Source organism: Microcoleus sp. S36a_B3 (assembly GCF_036700745.1).
Classification (GTDB): Bacteria; Cyanobacteriota; Cyanobacteriia; order Cyanobacteriales; family Microcoleaceae; genus Microcoleus.
This window is the reverse complement of sequence record NZ_JAUBPN010000010.1, coordinates 46,997-63,706: the sequence shown is the minus strand read 5'-3', so window position 1 is coordinate 63,706 and position 16,710 is coordinate 46,997. Positions and strand designations below refer to the sequence as shown.

The 16,710-nt window shown below is 46.9% G+C and carries 18 protein-coding genes; 5 read left to right on the top strand and 13 right to left on the bottom strand.

Going from position 1 to position 16,710, the window contains the following annotated elements; translation table 11 throughout:
- Positions 1–130 precede the first annotated feature (130 nt).
- The 3 genes from lysA to QUA01_RS13315 all read left to right on the top strand — a co-directional run bounded on the left by lysA (position 131) and on the right by QUA01_RS13315 (position 3,393).
- Complete coding sequence (gene lysA, locus QUA01_RS13325) at positions 131–1,549, top strand: diaminopimelate decarboxylase (RefSeq protein WP_333090000.1); 1,419 nt, start codon at positions 131–133, stop codon at positions 1,547–1,549.
- 183 nt (positions 1,550–1,732) lie between these two features.
- Complete coding sequence (gene cdaA / locus QUA01_RS13320; protein WP_194011314.1) at positions 1,733–2,626, top strand: diadenylate cyclase CdaA; 894 nt, start codon at positions 1,733–1,735, stop codon at positions 2,624–2,626.
- Between the two features lie 20 nt (positions 2,627–2,646).
- Complete coding sequence (locus QUA01_RS13315) at positions 2,647–3,393, top strand: isoprenyl transferase (RefSeq protein WP_194069556.1); 747 nt, start codon at positions 2,647–2,649, stop codon at positions 3,391–3,393.
- A gap of 192 nt (positions 3,394–3,585) precedes the next feature.
- Here QUA01_RS13315 and QUA01_RS13310 read toward each other — a convergent pair whose 3' ends face one another.
- The 8 genes from QUA01_RS13310 to QUA01_RS13275 form a co-directional block, all read right to left on the bottom strand.
- A complete protein-coding gene (locus QUA01_RS13310; protein WP_194069554.1) occupies positions 3,586–3,858 on the bottom strand; it encodes a DUF3143 domain-containing protein in 273 nt (90 codons plus the stop codon).
- 56 nt (positions 3,859–3,914) lie between these two features.
- Complete coding sequence (locus QUA01_RS13305) at positions 3,915–4,394, bottom strand: J domain-containing protein (RefSeq protein ID WP_333090005.1); 480 nt, start codon at positions 4,392–4,394, stop codon at positions 3,915–3,917.
- A gap of 41 nt (positions 4,395–4,435) precedes the next feature.
- Entirely contained in the window at positions 4,436–5,353 is a 918-nt protein-coding gene (locus QUA01_RS13300; RefSeq protein WP_333090007.1) for an Rpn family recombination-promoting nuclease/putative transposase, read from the bottom strand.
- Positions 5,354–5,414: 61 nt separating this feature from the next.
- Complete coding sequence (locus QUA01_RS13295) at positions 5,415–6,998, bottom strand: chloride channel protein (RefSeq protein ID WP_333090008.1); 1,584 nt, start codon at positions 6,996–6,998, stop codon at positions 5,415–5,417.
- A gap of 105 nt (positions 6,999–7,103) precedes the next feature.
- The gene (locus tag QUA01_RS13290; protein WP_333090009.1) at positions 7,104–7,229 is read right to left on the bottom strand and encodes a hypothetical protein; all 126 of its coding nucleotides are present in this window, start codon (positions 7,227–7,229) and stop codon (positions 7,104–7,106) included.
- A 159-nt stretch (positions 7,230–7,388) separates the two neighbouring features.
- Positions 7,389–8,834 (bottom strand): hypothetical protein, encoded by a 1,446-nt coding sequence (locus QUA01_RS13285; protein WP_333133098.1) that lies wholly within the window; start codon positions 8,832–8,834, stop codon positions 7,389–7,391.
- Positions 8,835–8,895: 61 nt separating this feature from the next.
- A complete protein-coding gene (locus QUA01_RS13280) occupies positions 8,896–9,411 on the bottom strand; it encodes a methyltransferase family protein (RefSeq protein ID WP_333090011.1) in 516 nt (171 codons plus the stop codon).
- 324 nt (positions 9,412–9,735) lie between these two features.
- Positions 9,736–10,680: an aldo/keto reductase gene (locus QUA01_RS13275; RefSeq protein ID WP_333090083.1), complete on the bottom strand. Its 945-nt coding sequence runs from the start codon at positions 10,678–10,680 to the stop codon at positions 9,736–9,738.
- Positions 10,681–10,824: 144 nt separating this feature from the next.
- Here QUA01_RS13275 and QUA01_RS13270 point away from each other — a divergent pair, with 144 nt between their 5' ends.
- Complete coding sequence (locus QUA01_RS13270; protein ID WP_333090085.1) at positions 10,825–12,258, top strand: BCD family MFS transporter; 1,434 nt, start codon at positions 10,825–10,827, stop codon at positions 12,256–12,258.
- Between the two features lie 142 nt (positions 12,259–12,400).
- Positions 12,401–13,234 (top strand): inositol monophosphatase family protein, encoded by an 834-nt coding sequence (locus QUA01_RS13265; RefSeq protein ID WP_333090012.1) that lies wholly within the window; start codon positions 12,401–12,403, stop codon positions 13,232–13,234.
- Between the two features lie 204 nt (positions 13,235–13,438).
- On the opposite strand, the gene QUA01_RS13260 is transcribed toward QUA01_RS13265, so the two are convergent.
- From QUA01_RS13260 to QUA01_RS13240, 5 genes are all read right to left on the bottom strand, one after another.
- Entirely contained in the window at positions 13,439–13,621 is a 183-nt protein-coding gene (locus QUA01_RS13260) for a hypothetical protein (protein WP_333090015.1), read from the bottom strand.
- A 256-nt stretch (positions 13,622–13,877) separates the two neighbouring features.
- Positions 13,878–14,459, bottom strand: a complete 582-nt coding sequence (locus QUA01_RS13255; protein ID WP_333090016.1) for an NADPH-dependent FMN reductase — start codon at positions 14,457–14,459, stop codon at positions 13,878–13,880.
- Positions 14,460–14,496: 37 nt separating this feature from the next.
- Complete coding sequence (locus tag QUA01_RS13250) at positions 14,497–15,381, bottom strand: ChaN family lipoprotein (RefSeq protein WP_333090018.1); 885 nt, start codon at positions 15,379–15,381, stop codon at positions 14,497–14,499.
- Positions 15,382–15,955: 574 nt separating this feature from the next.
- The gene (locus tag QUA01_RS13245; RefSeq protein ID WP_333090021.1) at positions 15,956–16,318 is read right to left on the bottom strand and encodes a cupin domain-containing protein; all 363 of its coding nucleotides are present in this window, start codon (positions 16,316–16,318) and stop codon (positions 15,956–15,958) included.
- A 94-nt stretch (positions 16,319–16,412) separates the two neighbouring features.
- On the bottom strand, positions 16,413–16,688 hold the full coding sequence (locus tag QUA01_RS13240; RefSeq protein ID WP_194069534.1) for a hypothetical protein: 276 nt from the start codon (positions 16,686–16,688) through the stop codon (positions 16,413–16,415).
- Positions 16,689–16,710 lie beyond the last annotated feature (22 nt).

Below are 16,710 nucleotides of genomic sequence, written 5' to 3'. Positions count from 1 at the left end.
ATTAGTTTTTTTTTGCTATTGTCGAGTAATTGCTAATCAGTCTCCTAACATTAGTCTACAGCAGCGACTGTTCGCTGCCGGCTGAGGACTGCTGACACATGAATAATCACCAAGGATAGTTATTGCGCCGATGGTATCTACTCAATCTCTGAGGGCGGAATCTGGACTTCAGTACCTGTCTGAGTCTCAAGAGGCTCTCTCAAGCCGATCGCCCAATCAAGAACTTTTACCGCTGACAGCCCGCGTTAACAGCCGAGACAGGCTGGAAATCGGAGGCTGCGAAGTGACAGCTTTGGTGGAGCAATTTGGCTCGCCACTCTACATTTTAGACGAAGAAACGCTGCGGGCGGCTTGCACGCAGTACCGGGATGCTTTTGCACGTTACTATCCGGGCGAAACTCAAGTGCTCTATGCTTCTAAGGCTTGGAGTTGTTTGGCGGTTTGCGCGATCGCAGCTTCCGAAGGTTTAGGAATAGATGTAGTATCTGCAGGGGAAATTTACACTGCACTACAAGCTGGCGTTAGCCATGACAAAATCTATTTCCACGGTAACAACAAGTCCCGCGAGGAACTACAGCTAGCTGTCGAAAGCGGCTGCATTACCGTAGCCGACAATTGGCAGGATTTAGAAACTCTTTCTGAGTTGGGAAAATTGGGTGTCACCAGTAAAACAGGCGGGCCGACACGAGTTATGGTGCGGTTTACTCCTGGAATTGAGTGTCACACCCACGAGTACATTCAGACTGGTCAAATCGACAGTAAATTTGGCTTCGATCCCAATTCGCTCGATCGAGTATTTAAGTTCATCAGCAAACAGCCGTCCTTATATTGTGTGGGAGTGCACGCTCACATCGGCTCTCAGATTTTTGAACTGCAACCCCACGACGACTTAGCCGAGGTCATAATTCAGGCCTTGACAAAAGCACAAAGTTATGATTTGCCTGCGACAGAAATTAATATTGGCGGTGGGTTGGGCATTCGCTATACTGAAACGGACGATCCTCCTAGCATTGACGATTGGGCTCGGACAATTTGCACCGCAGTGGTAGCAGCTTGCGAGCGGCACCAATTGCCATTACCGAAATTGCTTTGCGAACCTGGTCGATCGCTCGTCGGTACAGCCTGCGTCACCGCTTACACCGTAGGTTCTCAAAAAGTTATTCCGGGAATGCGGACGTATTTAGCTGTGGATGGGGGAATGTCGGACAATCCGCGTCCTATTACCTATCAATCAGTTTATCGAATCCTCGCAGCCGGCAAAATGCGCGATCCCTTAACGGAAACAGTGACAATTGCTGGAAAACACTGCGAGTCAGGCGATGTTCTGATTAAAGATGCTAAATTGCCCGAGTGTCACGCCGGAGATATTCTCGCCGTTACGGCGACAGGAGCATACAATTACAGTATGTCTTCTAACTACAACCGAGTACCCCGACCGGCAGCAGTTTTAGTGAAAAATGGGGAAGTTAACACGATTTTACAGCGGGAAACTTACCAGGATTTGCTGAGGCTCGATCGCCTTCCGGCACGACTCGGAACTCAAAAGTAAGAAGTAAAAAATAAAAAGTAAAGAGTAAAAAGTAAGATAATTCATTTTGATTTCTTGATGATTGTCTTTTAACTTTTTACTTTTGGCTTGTTTAGTCACGCGATTGGAATAACAACTGTTCATGGTTCACGGGTTCGAGTGCATCACGGTTCGCGGTTCACAGGCGGTAGCGTTCGATGAACCATGAACAATCAACAATCTGGCTATAACTTTGGCCTCGTTGAGTCCTTATTGGTTCAGGCGATCGATATTGGACTGGTATTTACGCTTGCGTATTTGGTGCTCGTCATTGTCGGGGAGCGCCGGACGCTGTGGATGGTACGGGGATTTATTATTTTGATGCTGGCGACGGCACTGAGCAACTGGGCTGGATTGAGACTGTTGCACGTTGCGCTCAACAGCTTGGTGACAGGTTCTGCTGTGGCAATGGCGGTAATATTGCAGTCGGAGTTTCGCCGATTTCTGGAACAATTAGGGCGGGGGGAAATTGTACAATTGTTTGGACGCGATCGCCGACCAACTCCCGCACCGGACAGCGTAATAGATGAAATTGTGGACGCAGTAAAAGAACTTTCGCAAAACCGCACGGGCGCTTTATTAATTGTAGAAACAGATTCTCCGATCGACGATCGGGATTTTTCAGTGCCGGGAGTCAAGCTAAATGCTGAAGTCTCTAAAGAATTGTTGCAGACAATCTTTCAGCCGCAAACTTTGCTGCACGATGGTGCGGTGTTGATTCGAGCTTCGCGGATTGTGTCGGCGGGGGTAATTTTGCCTTTGTCCGATCGCAGCGCGTCGCGACAGTTGGGAACCCGCCACCGGGCGGCGATGGGGATTACCGAACGGGTGCAAGCTTGCGTGTGCGTGGTGGTGTCTGAGGAAACGGGTTCGATTTCTCTAGCGCAGATGGGAATGTTAAATCGACCTTTGACTAGCAGCAAACTTAAGGAATTGCTGGAAGCAAAGCTGTTTCCGTCGGAGGGAGAAAGAGTTGTGGCTCCAATTCCGATCGGCAATTTCGGACGGCAGATAGGATTGAAGGGAGTGACACTGTTAAAGCGGATACTGCGCCGTTAGTCGGGTAATCGGGAGAAACCATGAGTCAAGGAATTTGCTTGGAAAAGCTGCCGGAGGATCTACAACAAGAACTACTGCCTAAGCACATAGCAGTGATTATGGATGGCAACGGGCGCTGGGCTAAGAATAAGGGGTTGCCGCGGATTGCGGGACACCGCCGGGGGGCTAGCGCCCTGAAGGAATTGTTGCGCTGCTGCAAAGATTGGGGAATTCCCGCTTTAACGGCCTATGCTTTTTCGACGGAGAACTGGGGGCGGCCGGCTGGAGAGGTGGATTTTTTGATGAGTTTGTTTGAAGGCAAGCTGCGACAAGAATTGCGGGAGATGGTGGACGAGGACGTACAAATTCAATTTATGGGGAATTTGGAGGCTTTGCCGAGGTCTTTGCAGGCGGAAATCGAGCGTTCTGTAGCCGCAACGGAGCACAATCGGGGGATTTTGTTTCGGGTGGCGACGAATTATGGCGGCCGCCAGGAGATTGTACAGGCTTGTCGGGCGATCGCCACTCAAGTACAAGAAGGCAAGTTGCAGCCGGAGGAGATTGATGAGGTTTTATTTAAACGCTATTTGTATACTGCTGATGTTTGCGATCCGGATTTGCTGATTCGGACTAGCGGGGAAATGCGGTTGAGCAATTTCTTGCTGTGGCAAATGGCTTATGCGGAAATTTACATTACTGAGACGCTGTGGCCGGATTTTGATCGATCGGAGTTTCACCGCGCTTTGTCGGATTATCAAAAACGCAGCCGCCGATTTGGCAAAGTCTAAGGATTTGGGATTTGAGATTTGAGATTTTTTGGTTGATTTGTCAGTTTCTAATTAGATGTGGATTCTCGCTTGATTCCCAATCTAAAATCTCATAGCAATTTCACCGATGTCTCGATCGACAGAACAATCCGATTTTAGATCGTCGATTGGATTACAAATCTAAAAATCTCAAATCGCCAATCTAAAATCAAATTAGGGGCCCGAGAAAACGGCATCTTCAATGTCGTGACGCGAGAGAGAGTATTTGAAGGCTCGTTGAATGTCTTTACCGTCGGCCCCTGCGTCAATGTAGCGGACGGTGATTTGGTCGATATCCAGGAAAAGTTCTGCTTTCCAGGTAGGTCGATCGATCTGCCAGCAGTGTAGTTCTTGCCGGTCTTGCTCGCAGCCGCGGCTTTTTAGCCACTGCTCGATTTCTGGCAGCGGATGGTTGTACAAAGGAGTATCAGCGGAAGGAAGAGTCATGGGATTTTAGATTTTAGATTTTAGATTGGGAGATTTTGGATTGGGAATTTGAGCGTTTAATTGCCGCGAATTAAGCCGATCGCGATCGCCAGTACCAAACATCCGATTAAAGTAGTTCCCATGATAAACAGGGCGAATATTTCTCCTGGGGAAAGAGGGCGATCCGTGGGGTCTAGATAAGCCGAGTTAGAAGTTTTTTCACGCGATCGAGAAACCGGACTGTTGAAGCCTGGGGGCGACTGAATCACGTTCACGCGAGAGTAGCCTATTTTGAGGTCGTAGGCGAGGCGGCGTTCTGGGTTGCTGAGAATGGCGTAGGCGTTATTTAGCTGCTGAAATTTGGCGGTGGCGACGGAGGGCGGCAGGTCGGTGGTATCGGGATGGTAGAGTTTGCTCAGTTCCCGGTACGATCGCCGAATTTCGATCGCGCTGGCTGAAGGATGGAGCCCTAACAAGCCGTAATGACTGGAACCCAAGGGGGTTTTGCCTGGTGTTTTCTGACTTTTGTTTTTAGCAGTTGCCTGGTTAGGATTCACCTCAGCGCCTCTAGGCTTGTTATGAATACTTTTCGATCATTTTAGCCTAAAGTTGGGGGCAACGCCTGTGTCGATCGCAAGTTCCGCACATCCTCCAGCGTCAGCCCTGTTGTTTGGCTGATGGTTTCGTCATCTAGACGTGAAAGTAGTTGTCGGGCGATCGCCAACTTCTCCAATCGCATCCCTTGTTCTATGCCCTGTTCTATGCCTTGTTCTATGCCCTGTTCTATGCCCTGTTCTCGCGCTTCTAGAGCCGCTTTCATAATCGCCCCCTGTTGGTCATAAATAAACTGTTCTCTTCTGTCCAAATCTGCCACTTCCTCTCGGCTTAACTTGGATTGATTCGCAATATTAAAAGCTGACTGTATTTCGGGTATGCTATCCATTGCTTCTGGGATTGATGTGAGACTTCTGGCATTTTTCATGAAATAAATCCATTTATCTGCTAAGGTTTCCAGTTCATCCTCTCCTTTAGTAAACTTGGGCAACTCTACAAACACTAAATCCAGGTCATTTTCGGGATAAGTAAAGTTTTTATTCACTTCCTTGAACACAAATCTCGAAATAAATTCTTCACTGTTAGCAAACATTTCAAAATCCGTAATTGTCAAAGCAATCACTGGCTTCAGCAATCGATATCCTTGTGCTGCTTCCAATTGAAAAGCATAGGTTTTTGCTGCATTGTACAAAACTCGCTTGCCAAAAGACTGGACGTTTAGCACTTGCATTTCAATGATGACTAAAGTGCCGTCTTTGAGTTGGGCTTTCACATCCAGATAACTATCTTTTAATCCTTCAAGTTTGGGCGGCAGATTTGGGTTGATAATTTCTAAGTCTTCGATGGTAGAATTACCTTCATAAATTAAGGCGTTGAGAAAGCTAATCAGAATATCTTTGCTTTCTGATGAACCAAAGATTTTTTTGAAGGCGTAATCGGTTTTTGGGTTGATAAATATCATGGCTTTAATATTTAGGTTTTTGGTTATTAGTTTTGTGACGGAGTAGGGGATTTGAGAGCAGTCAAACTGCTGATTTTGTTTCAGGCAAAGACTTGACATCTTTGGGTAAATGTGCATTAGCGATCGCCAGCACAGACTCATCGTCTCTTTGTTCGCCGTCAATGGGGAGCTGGCAAGAAATTAGTTCTGTGACAATCCGATCGCCCAGAGCATCTTCCCAATCCTGCAACTGTTCTCTGGCTGCGATCGGGGAATTGACAGCAACATCTACGCCCATTTGGTGCAGGTTAAGGCTGTGAGTGGTCGATCGGCGGTTGACAAACTCCACCAACCAAACGCTCAATCCGACAGCAGCCATCAAAGGCAAGACAATGCGGTAATCGCGGGTTAATTCAAACATCAACAGGATGGCTGTCAGCGGTGCTTTGGCGCTGCCGGCAAGGATCGCGGCCATGCCCACCATTGCATAGGCAGCAGGGCCTGCAACTCGATCGCTCATTGCCGGCAACATTTCCAAAAAGATGCCGTAAGCCGAACCCAGACAAGCTCCCAAAAACATCGCCGGAGCGAATATCCCCCCTACCAAACCGCTGCCGAGGCTGATTGCTGTCACCGCCAGTTTGACGAATAGCAGCAACAACAGCAAAGGCAAGGAAAATTTCACATCTTGCAGCATGGCTTCAACTGTTTCGTAGCCTACGCCCAAAACTTGAGGAAATTGCAGGGCGACTAAACCAACAATCGCACCGCCGACGATCGGATGAAACGGGCGGGGCATTCGTCCGAGCCAACCAAATCCTCGGATTTTTCCTTGAAAACAGCGATCGGTCAATTGAATTGCTTCTGTATAAGCTAGGGACACACAGCTCGCCAAAAGCCCCAATCCCATGTATAGCGGCAGTTCTAGGGGGCTGCGGACATCGTAGACAGGCAAAGCAAAGGCCGGCTGAGCTCCCAAACAAATTTGAGCGATCAGCGCCGAAACGACAGCAGAGAGCAAGACAACGCTGACTGACGAAGTGGCGAAGGTGCTGCCGAGCACGACTTCTAGCGCAAAAAAGACTCCGGCGATGGGAGAGTTAAACCCGGCGGATAAACCTGCTGCTGCTCCGGCGCCCAGGAGCAAGCGCTGCCGTTCTGGGGAGAGCTGCAAGACTTGAGCTAGCAGCATTCCGAAGTTGGCGCCGATTTCGACGCTGGGGGCTTCCGGGCCGAGGGATGCGCCGGTGCCGAGGGATACTGAGGCGGCCACCATTTTGGTGATGGGTTTGAGGGGGGAGAGTTCTTGCAGCCCGCGGGTGGCTGCAATTAACGATGACATATTCGGGCCAAAATCCCGAAACCGCCAGCGCATCAGCCCGATGATGACTCCGCCTAGGGTGGGAATGCAGGCTAGCGTCCAAGGGCCTTTCGAGGCGATCGCCCCCATGAAGTCTTCCAGCATCACGCTGTGGATGAAGTGGATCAGATAGTGAAAGGTGACAACGCCCGCGCCCGTAACTCCCCCAATGACTAGGGAGAGGATCAGCAGGAGGGTTTCGGGGCTAGGGTGCAGGCGGGTGAACAACGGGCTGAGGCGGGAGGCGTCGGGAGTTTCTGCGGTTGGCTCAGGTGGCGGCAGATCCACAGGAGGGGTGGCTGTCATTGAACGGTTAATTCTTCTGTGAGAATTTAGATAAATATTACATTTTATTTCTTATTTTCATTTTGAGTGATTTTAGGGGAATTGACAACTTAATTAAGGCGTATTTTACGGTAGATTTTGGCGGCCAGTGGCTGGGGTGGAACGACCGATTCTGAGAGTCAGCAAATTGGGCGCGATCGAATTCTCAGTTACATTCAAACCTAGATAGATTCTGGCGATAATAATGCTCATTAACTATATTTACAGTGTTGGCGCTAGCGGGCGATCGCATCCATGAACTTGTAAAATCGTATAATTCAGTGAAATACAACATTCCGATTGAAGAATTGGCGATGCGAGATTCTACCTTAAAACCACAAATCTCAAAGCTAAAATCGATCGCGCGCAACATCAGATATGTTGTTTATCCGGCGGGATTCTTGGTCTGGCTTTGGCGATTAACATTAACGGATCGCCGATGGTGGCGACTTTCCAGGGAGGGGATTCTAGCTGGCGGGCTGCCATTAAAAAGGGTGCACCTCGTGTTAGGCGATCGACCATTATTTTAGGTGGAAGAAATGCAGCCAAAAAAGGTTCGTTGACGCTACCAATATAGGCGTAAGCGCCATTTTGCAACCACCTACCAGCAACGGTATTTACATCATCGGGAGCTGATGCTGACCAACTGTGAATCATGTGGATTGCTGCAGGAAATTGCAGCTTTGGTATGTCGTCAACTGCCGCGTCGCCGTTACCGACTTGAAATGATTTTGGATAGCCTTTGGAATTCATCAATATTAAGTCAAATGCCCACGGTATTGCTGCTAAACTCCGCCATCTTTCCAAGCTAGCTTGTGGTTGTTGCACTAATTCTACGTTAATGCCTATGCTTTTTAGTTTGTTAGATGCTTCTTCCATTCCATATTTTCCCCAGTTTCCTTCTGTGGGGTAGCTATTATAAAGCATGGCTGTTTGGCTATCAAGAAATATCGCACACATGGCTTGATAGATCGATCGCACTTCGGAGCCGTAAATCCAGCCTGCGGCGGCCCACCGTTCGCCGTTGGGATGCCTTCCTAAACCGTCGGTAACAGCCCATTGTTCGTCTTTGTTTTTGGGGGATTGATATTTTACTGCTAGTTGGCGTACAATGGTAATTGTGTCGATCGGATCTCCGAGTTGAGAGTAAAAATATCCAGTGGATTCGACGGCTTTTGTAACCGCTGCTTGCAGATTTTTCCACTGTGTATCATTGAGGTTATCGTTGGGTTTTCCGAAGTTACCTTCGAGAAATACTAAAGGTTCGCCGCGGGCTGCTGCTAAGGCAACTGCTGCTGTACGTGCAGGGTCGTTTTCTGATGTGATTACTACTCCTGGAGGTTCCCAGCCCAGCTCAGTCCATTTTGCTTTTAAGGTTTTAGTATCCGTGGCATTCCAGGCTGCTGCTGCGCTGTAGAGCATTAATTGTTGGAGTTTTTGACCTTTTGGGAGTTGCTGTTTGATGCTCGGCAAACGGATGATTTCTTCGGGTTGGAAGCGCTGCACAAACATCGGCGCGTATTTTTTGTCTTCGATGAGAATGGGCCAGTTTCCTTTGAGATTCCATTTTTGGATTGCTGCTAAGAATGTGGCTTCGTCTGGTACTAAAACTATGCGATTAACTGTTGGGATGTTTTCGCGGAGGATGTTGACTCGGAGGCCTGTTTGTACTGGCCAGGGTTCTTGTTTGGCTGAGTCGGGAAGTTTAAAGGATTTTGTTGCAATAAAAAAGCTACATCCATTAATTATTGTTAAAAACGAGTACAAAAATAGGATTAATGCTAACATTTTAAGGTGTAACTTTTTGCGATTTTTCATATTTTTTTACCGCAGATTGAAGCAAATTGAAGCGGATTAACGCAGAAGTCGATGGGTTCTATTAATAAATGCCCGGAATGAGTTTTTTGACTCGCTGCCGATATTCTGAATAGTCGGGATATTTTTCACTCAACCAGGTTTCTTCACGATTGGCTTTGATATCAAAAAATATCAGTAAAATTGCAGTTGCTATTAAGTGCGATAGGCTCATTTGAAAAATTGCCCAACCGAAAGCTGCTAAAACTAAGCCGCTGTATAAGGGATGCCGCACTATGCTGTAAATTCCTGTTTGGATTAATTCTCCGTTTTCTATGGGATAGGGTAAAGGTGTGAGGTTTTTTCCTAAGTCTATCAATCCTTTGACGATTAAAATTAGTGCACCCAAGCCGAGCATAGCTGCCAGAAACCAGGTAACATAAATTAATTGAGTTGATTCAATTTTGAATCCCGGCATTTGATAAACTGGTAAAATGGCAAATCCTGCTAGCAATGCTCCTTGCAGTAATACTAAATATTCGCCGCGGCTGTTGTGACGCAAGCTTTCGCGGGTGAAACCCCAGTCAGTTAAAATTTTCATAATAGAAGGAAGAAGGAAGAAGGAAGAGGGAAGAAGGAAGGGGGAAGAGGGAAGAAGTCATTAGTCATTAGTCATTAGTCATTAGTGCTGTCCCCGCCGAGCTTTCCGTCCAATGTCATCAGGAAGAAGGAAGAGGGAAGTAAGCTGTTGCGGCATTTAAACTGTATCTCAAAAAACAATAAAACTCTTGTGGGGTGGACATCCTGCCCGCCCTGAATATGCAATTAAAATGCGCGACAGCTTAAAACCCAACCTACGCCGAACAGTCAACAGTCAACAATTAACAGTCAACAGTCAACAATCAACAGTCAACAATTAACAAATTTATTCTAGCCAAGGACGTGTCATTAGCTCTAGTTGGTTGACTTCATCTTGGCTTAAAGTCCAACCTAATGCGCCTGCATTTTCTTGGGCTTGTCTTGCGGTTTTAGCGCCGGGAATGGGGATGACTCCGTTTTGGGCTATTAGCCAGTTTAGGGCTACTTGGGCGGGCGTGCGAGATCGCTTTTTGCCCATTTTCCGCAGGGTGGACATGACTAATTCGATTTTTGCGATGCCTGTTTTGCTGAAGCGGGAGTCCAGTTTGCGGGCTCCTGCCGGTTGTTCTTCGGCGGTGTATTTACCTGTCAGCAATCCTTGGGCTAAGGGGCTGTAGGCTAAAATTGTTACTCCCAATTCCGAGGCGGTACTGACAATTTTTTGTTTTTCTACTTGCCGCGACAGCAATGAATAACGGACTTGATTGGTTGCTAGGGGTACGCCTCTGGCTGCGAGTATTTTGTGGGCTTCTCGCATTTGTTCTGCTGAATAGTTGCTGACTCCTACTGCTTGAATTCTGCCTTTTTTTACTTCGTCTGCTAAGGCGTTCATTAGGCTTTCTTGACTCAGTAAAAAAGTGAAGGGCCAGTGGACTTGGTAGAGGGTTATTTGTTCTACTTGCAAGCGTTTTAAGCTGGCACTCAAAGCGTCGGAAACAGATTTTCCGGTAATCCGCCAAGGTACGGGGCCGAATTTGGTGGCTATTTGGACGGGTTGGCTGGTTTTTTTGATAAACTGTCCCAGCAATTCTTCTGACAAGCCGTTACCGTAGACTTCGGCTGTGTCGAAAAAGTTGACTCCTGCGTCTAGGGCTGTTTTGAATGCTGCTTCTACTTCGGTGGCGCCGTAGTTGCTACCGTAGTTCCAAAATAGTTTATCGCCCCAAGCCCAAGTTCCGACGCACAGGGGAATGACGGCTGGGCCGTTTTGTCCTAGGGTAATGGTTGTCACGGTTGGTAAATCCACAGTTATTGATTCTCTTTATTTTTATATTAATTTATACGAATAATCGCATTTGAGCTTCGGGCTTTGGGAGGAAAGGCGGCTGTATCTCAGTTACTATAAATGAGTCATGCTGTATTTATTTTAATAGTTATGTCGATCGACCGTTTGCCAGATTCTAGATTAACAGATTCCGCGACTGCTGCTATCAAGAGAGTTACCCTCGTGACTATGTTCCGGCTGGGTTTGTTTCAGATGGGGCTGGGTATGATGTCGATTTTGACGCTGGGGGTGCTCAATCGCGTGATGATTAAGGAGTTGGCGATTCCGGCTACTGTGGTGGCGGGTACTCTGGCGATGCACCAGTTTGTCGCCCCGGCTAGGGTGTGGTTCGGGCAAATGTCTGATGCTAAGCCTTTGTTCGGGCATCACCGCACGGGTTATGTGTGGCTGGGAGGGCTGTTGTTTGTAATTTCGGCTTTTTTGGCGGTGCAGGTGATGTGGTGCTTGGGCGACAGTTTGGAGGCTGTGGGATGGACGACTCCTACTTACGGTTGGGTGGGTTTGTTGGGTTTGGTTTTTGCAATTTACGGTATCGCGATTTGTTCGAGTTCGACTCCTTTTACTGCTTTGTTGGTGGATGTTTCGGATGAGGAAGACCGATCGAAGTTGATTGGTGTTGTGTGGTCGATGCTGATGGTTGGTATCATTATCGGGGCGATTGTCAGCAGCGGTTTGCTGAAGCAAATTGATGGGGATGTGCCTCGGGAAGTGTTGCAGGCTTCGATTAACGGTTTGTTTGTGAAAGTGCCGGCAGTTGTTTTGCTGTTGGTGGCGGTTGCAACTTTTGGGGTTGAGAAAAAGTATTCGCGGTACGGGGTGCGATCGATCTCAGTTAATCGAGAAGATAAAATTACTCTGGGAAGTGCGCTGCGGATTTTGACTGCTAGCCGTCAAACCGGTTTATTTTTTACTTTCCTGCTGATTATGACAATTTGCTTGTTTATGCAGGATGCGGTTTTGGAACCTTACGGCGGGGAAATTTTTAAGATGCCGATTTCGGAAACTACGCGGTTGAATGCTATTTACGGTACTGGCGTGCTGTTTGGTTTGAGTGCCACTGGTTTTTTAATTGTGCCGCGCATTGGCAAGCAAAATACGATTAGGTTGGGTTGTTTGTCGGTGGCTGCTTGTTTTTGTTTGATTATTTTATCGGGATTTACTGGTAATCCAATTGTGTTTAAGTCGGCTTTAATGTGCTTCGGATTAGCTTCAGGAATTACGACGACTGGTGCGCTAAGTTTGATGTTGGATTTGACTGCTGCGGAAACGGCGGGGACTTTTATTGGCGCTTGGGGTTTGTCGCAGGCGATGGCGCGGGGTGTGGCGACTGTTAGCGGCGGTGCTATTTTGGATTTTGGCAGGAGTTTGTTTGGGGTGCCGATGTTGGCTTACGGGTTAGTATTTGCTGTACCGGCGGTGGGTATGATTCTGGCTGTTTGGCTGTTGGGTAGGGTGGATGTGCGGGAGTTTCAGGATAATGCTAAAAGTGCGATCGCCACTATTCTTGAAAATGAACTAGACTGATATTTTGTCAGTTGGCAGTTGGCAGTTGCCCGTTGCCCGTTGTTAGTTTCAATAACTAATAACTAATAACCAATAACCAACAACAAATAACCAATAACCAATAACCAATGACTAACAACAAATAACCAATAATCAATAACCAATGACTAATTTTTGGGACTCTATTTTAACTTTTTCTCAAACTACTGTCAAGACAATTGGACAGCAGTTTTTGAAAGATTTCGGTTGCGTACAAGCCGATGAGAAGGATGATGGCACTTTGGTTACGCAGTCTGACAATTGGGCGGATGCGGAAATTAGAAGTGCGATCGCAATTGCGTTTCCCAGCCACGGGATTTTGAGCGAAGAAGGAGAACACGTTTTGCCCGATACTGAATGGTGTTGGGTTGTAGATCCCTTGGATGCTACGACTAATTTTGCTCGCGGAATTCCAATTTGGGGGATTTCTTTAGGCTTATTGTATCGCGGAACTCCAGTTTTTGGCTGCGTGCATTTGCCGCCGCTGAATCAAACTTTTCACGGTTTTTATGCAGAGGATTTGGCGGGCAATGATGTATTGACAAATATGCCTCAAGGTGCGTTTTTAAACGATCGCCCAATTCGCCCTAGTCCTGATAAAATGAGCGGAAATCATATTTTTAATTTGTGTTCCCGGAGTGTGGGAATCGGGCCTAATCTTCCGAGTAAAATTCGGATGTTGGGGATGGCTAGTTACAATTTTTTGATGGTGGCTTCGGGTGCCGCTATGGGAGGCGTGGAAGCGACTCCGAAAATTTGGGATATTGCCGGGAGTTGGGTAATTGTGAAGGCTGCGGGTGCGGTTTGGTTGCCGCTGGAGTCCCAGGCGATTTTTCCGTTGGAAGTGGGGAAAAATTACGGGAGGGTTTCTTATCCGACTTTGGTAATGAACCGGCAGGAGTTAGTGTCGGTATTTTTGCCGTTTGTGGAAGCTTGGAAGAAAAAGAAAATGGGCTGATATTAATGTAGCCTCGAACCTGTTTTATCGTCGTGCAGGGATGACCCAATCGGACAATTTTAAATAAAACTGCATGGCAGGTGTGACGGAGGAGTCTCCCACGCCTGCCGTGCGGTTTGTAACAAGTATAACCGACCGATGACCGATGGTTAAATTATGCTTGCTCTTGTGCATTTCTGCCAATGTGCGATCGGGTGGTTTTCTTTAGGTCGATCGGGTGATGCGGTAGTGGTAAAATTTGTGGTAATCTTTTTGCGAGTTCAGGGATTCGTCAGACGGATGATTTTCTAAGTGCGATGCTAAAGCACGGCTGCTGGTTTTTGCTAGCGCTGCTTCTTCAGTTGTCAGTAATACAGGTGCTGAGTTTGGATTTCCGGTGAATGTCATGTTAATTTTGGGGTGAGAATCACCAGCAATCAACTATAGCCTTTATCAGAAAGATGAGGTACTATCCGGCATTGGGCATTGGGCATAGGGCATACCTCACTTTTTTGATAACCGCTATATAATTGTAGCAATTTGAGGACGCGATTTGCGATCGGGATAGCCCATATGCACGTACTTTATACAGCAAGTAAAATAACAAATATTAGGATTGGGACACAACATTGTTGTGTCCCTACCGCCAAATCAATTTATCGCCTTATGCGATTAATTTAGACAGGATATTCGACAATTTAGCACCGAGATTTTCCACAGATTCCTGCTGTTGGGCATCTTTCATCGTACCGTCATCATTAAACGCTTCAAAAGCTTTGGGAATTGCTTTCTGATCCGGGAGGACAAACACGCTAATATTCCCCAGGATAGAGCGCAAATGAACCAATCCCCGCAAACCGCCAAGTCCGCCAGGGGAAGCACTCATAATTACCGCTACTTTGCCAGTAAATGCCACTAATCCCGGTTCGCCGGGAGCTGGGCGCGATACCCAGTCGATCGCATTTTTCAACACAGGCGTAACCGAACTGTTATACTCAGGGGAAGCTATCAAAAACCCGTGATGCGCTATCATCAATTCCTTCAACTTCCGGGCATTTTCTGGCATTCCCTCTTTTGCTTCCAAATCTTCATCAAATATCGGCATCGGCAAATCGCGCAAATCTACATAGGTAACTTCTGCACCCGCCGCCCTAGCACCAGCCGCAGCAACTTTTACCAGCAGTTTGTTGTAGGATGCTTCGCGGGTACTTCCGGCAAATGCCAGTATTTTTGGTCTGTTTGTCATTGATTTTTAGGGATAATTGCTTCCGAGTAAAATTTTACTATTCTTGGTGCTGCCAAACAAAGTCAGCAATGGATTTTTCTGCCGACAAAGTAGAATTTTCACTGGAATTGAATACAACGGATCGCGTTTTTACCTTCCCGACTCCCAAACGCCTCTCGACGCGGCTGGGAATGCCGTAACCGTAAATAATATGCCCTTTTCCCGCCAACACTACAACTTGATAGTCGGGGTTAGCTTTGACAAATTTAGCTATACTTTCGGCCATAGTTTCATCCCACAAAACTTGGGCTTGCAAAAATCTTTCAAAAGCCGTACTATTTCCCTGTGCTGCCTTTTGGTGTTGCTGGTAAACTTCTAGCAGCATTTGCCGGTATTCGGCGTTGTCGGTGCGAATTTCCGAAATCGGCGGAATGTGCTTTTTTTCCTCGGCTGTCAGGCTTTCTAAACCTTGACTGGCAACTTTTCTCGTTACTTCGGACGGTGTATTTAAGGCGAGGACTGGTAGTTGATTTAATGCGGCAAACCGCAAAATGGGGGCGTAAGATTCCCAGGGAAAACGCCATCTGCGATCGTACTCTGTTTGCTCGACTAATTGCTCTTCAGTCAGTTTACCTGCTAAGTAGTTGTCGATCGCACTTTGGAACGGACGCTGAAACATTTCAAGGGCGATCGCAATTTTACGATTTTGCCGCTGCATTTCTCGAATAATTTTCAGTTGAGCTTGGTGGTCTGCCTCGCTATCGTGGGTTTCTCCGAGATACACAATTTTCGCCTTCACCAACTGTTGCAGAATCTCTTGGTTAGTATAAGTTTGCTGGGGTTGAGGCTTCACAGTCGGTTCTGCTGTCGCTATTACATTGCTACACAGCAGGAAAATGCTCAGCGATAAAACACACAGTTTGATGAGTTTGGTTGTTTTCATAAAAATATTATGCCTGTTTCTCGCAGCAGCAACCACAGCCGAACTCTAGGATTTTACCTGGGCATCCACAAAGCTCAATGCTTCATTTAACTTCACAATTTTCCGCAATTATCTACGCCCCTAGAGGGTTGTCTTCCCTCTTCCATATTCCATATTCCATATTCCATATTCCCTCTTCCATATTCCCTCTTCCCTCTTCCATATTCCTTCTTCCTTCTTCCCTCTTTTGTAAAGTTTAGTTGCAGGTGCTTGCGCTTCTTGAAAAAGGTGGTAAATTAAAAATATGAAGCGAACAAAAAGCTTCTCTGACAGATACCACATCCAGATACCACAGCGAAGTTCACAATAGAATCTAAGGAGTAAAACGCTGTTTAATCTCACATCTGTCTCATTAAAAACCAATAGCAGCACCCACCAACAAAGCTGATACTTCCTCAACTAATTAGAAGGGAGAAATGCAAGTTAATCCGAGGATTATTGCAGCTCCGAATCAAAGTTGAAAAAGAGGAAATCACTCGGTATATATGGCTGGGTGCTGTTGTTGTTAAAGTTGTTAAAACAGAATTATCGACACTTACTGAAAAATTGTCTCGTCTTCCTTTCGCCACGCGGGATCGACGATACAAATAAATATTAGCGGCTCTGTGCCGCAGTTGTAAATAAACTGCTTGGCGTTGGGCGGAATGTAAACTGCATCTCCGGCTTCCACCAATTGAGTCTCATCATCGATGTGCATTTCCCCAACGCCGCTGAGGATGTAGTAAACTTCAGAAGTTGTCAGGGAGTGCAGCGCCGAAGTTTGTCCCGCTGGCAAAGTGGCGCGGGCTAAACTGTAACGCAAATCCACAGCTTGTTTGTCTGGATGCAGCAATTCTCGCAGTTGAGTACCGTCGCCAGCAATAAACTCGTCACAGTCATTGAGCTTTTGAATTAGCATTCTTTCCACACTCCTGAAAATCTCTTGAGCACAACTTAAGTTTAATTGAAAGAGCGAGGAATATTAAGAAATGTTTAAAAAGGCGGTCGATTTTTTAACCGTAAGTTCCCGAATGCGATCGATAATCAGGACAGTCGATCGCATCTTCAGATAAAGCTATTGTAGGCTGAACGGGACACTTGAGGTGGTAGTCGCCGGTAAAAAATACGCAGTTAGCGCAAGGGATTTGGTGCATCCGCCCAGCTCGGTGCACAGAGTCGGCGACAGCGCGCCCGACACTCGAACACAGCAAAAAAACTAAAGCCCAAGCGGAGACAAAACACAGCGGAACTAAAATAGGTCGTATTGCCTGAAGCAAAAAATAAAGCATAGCCAGAAAATTTAGCGGTACA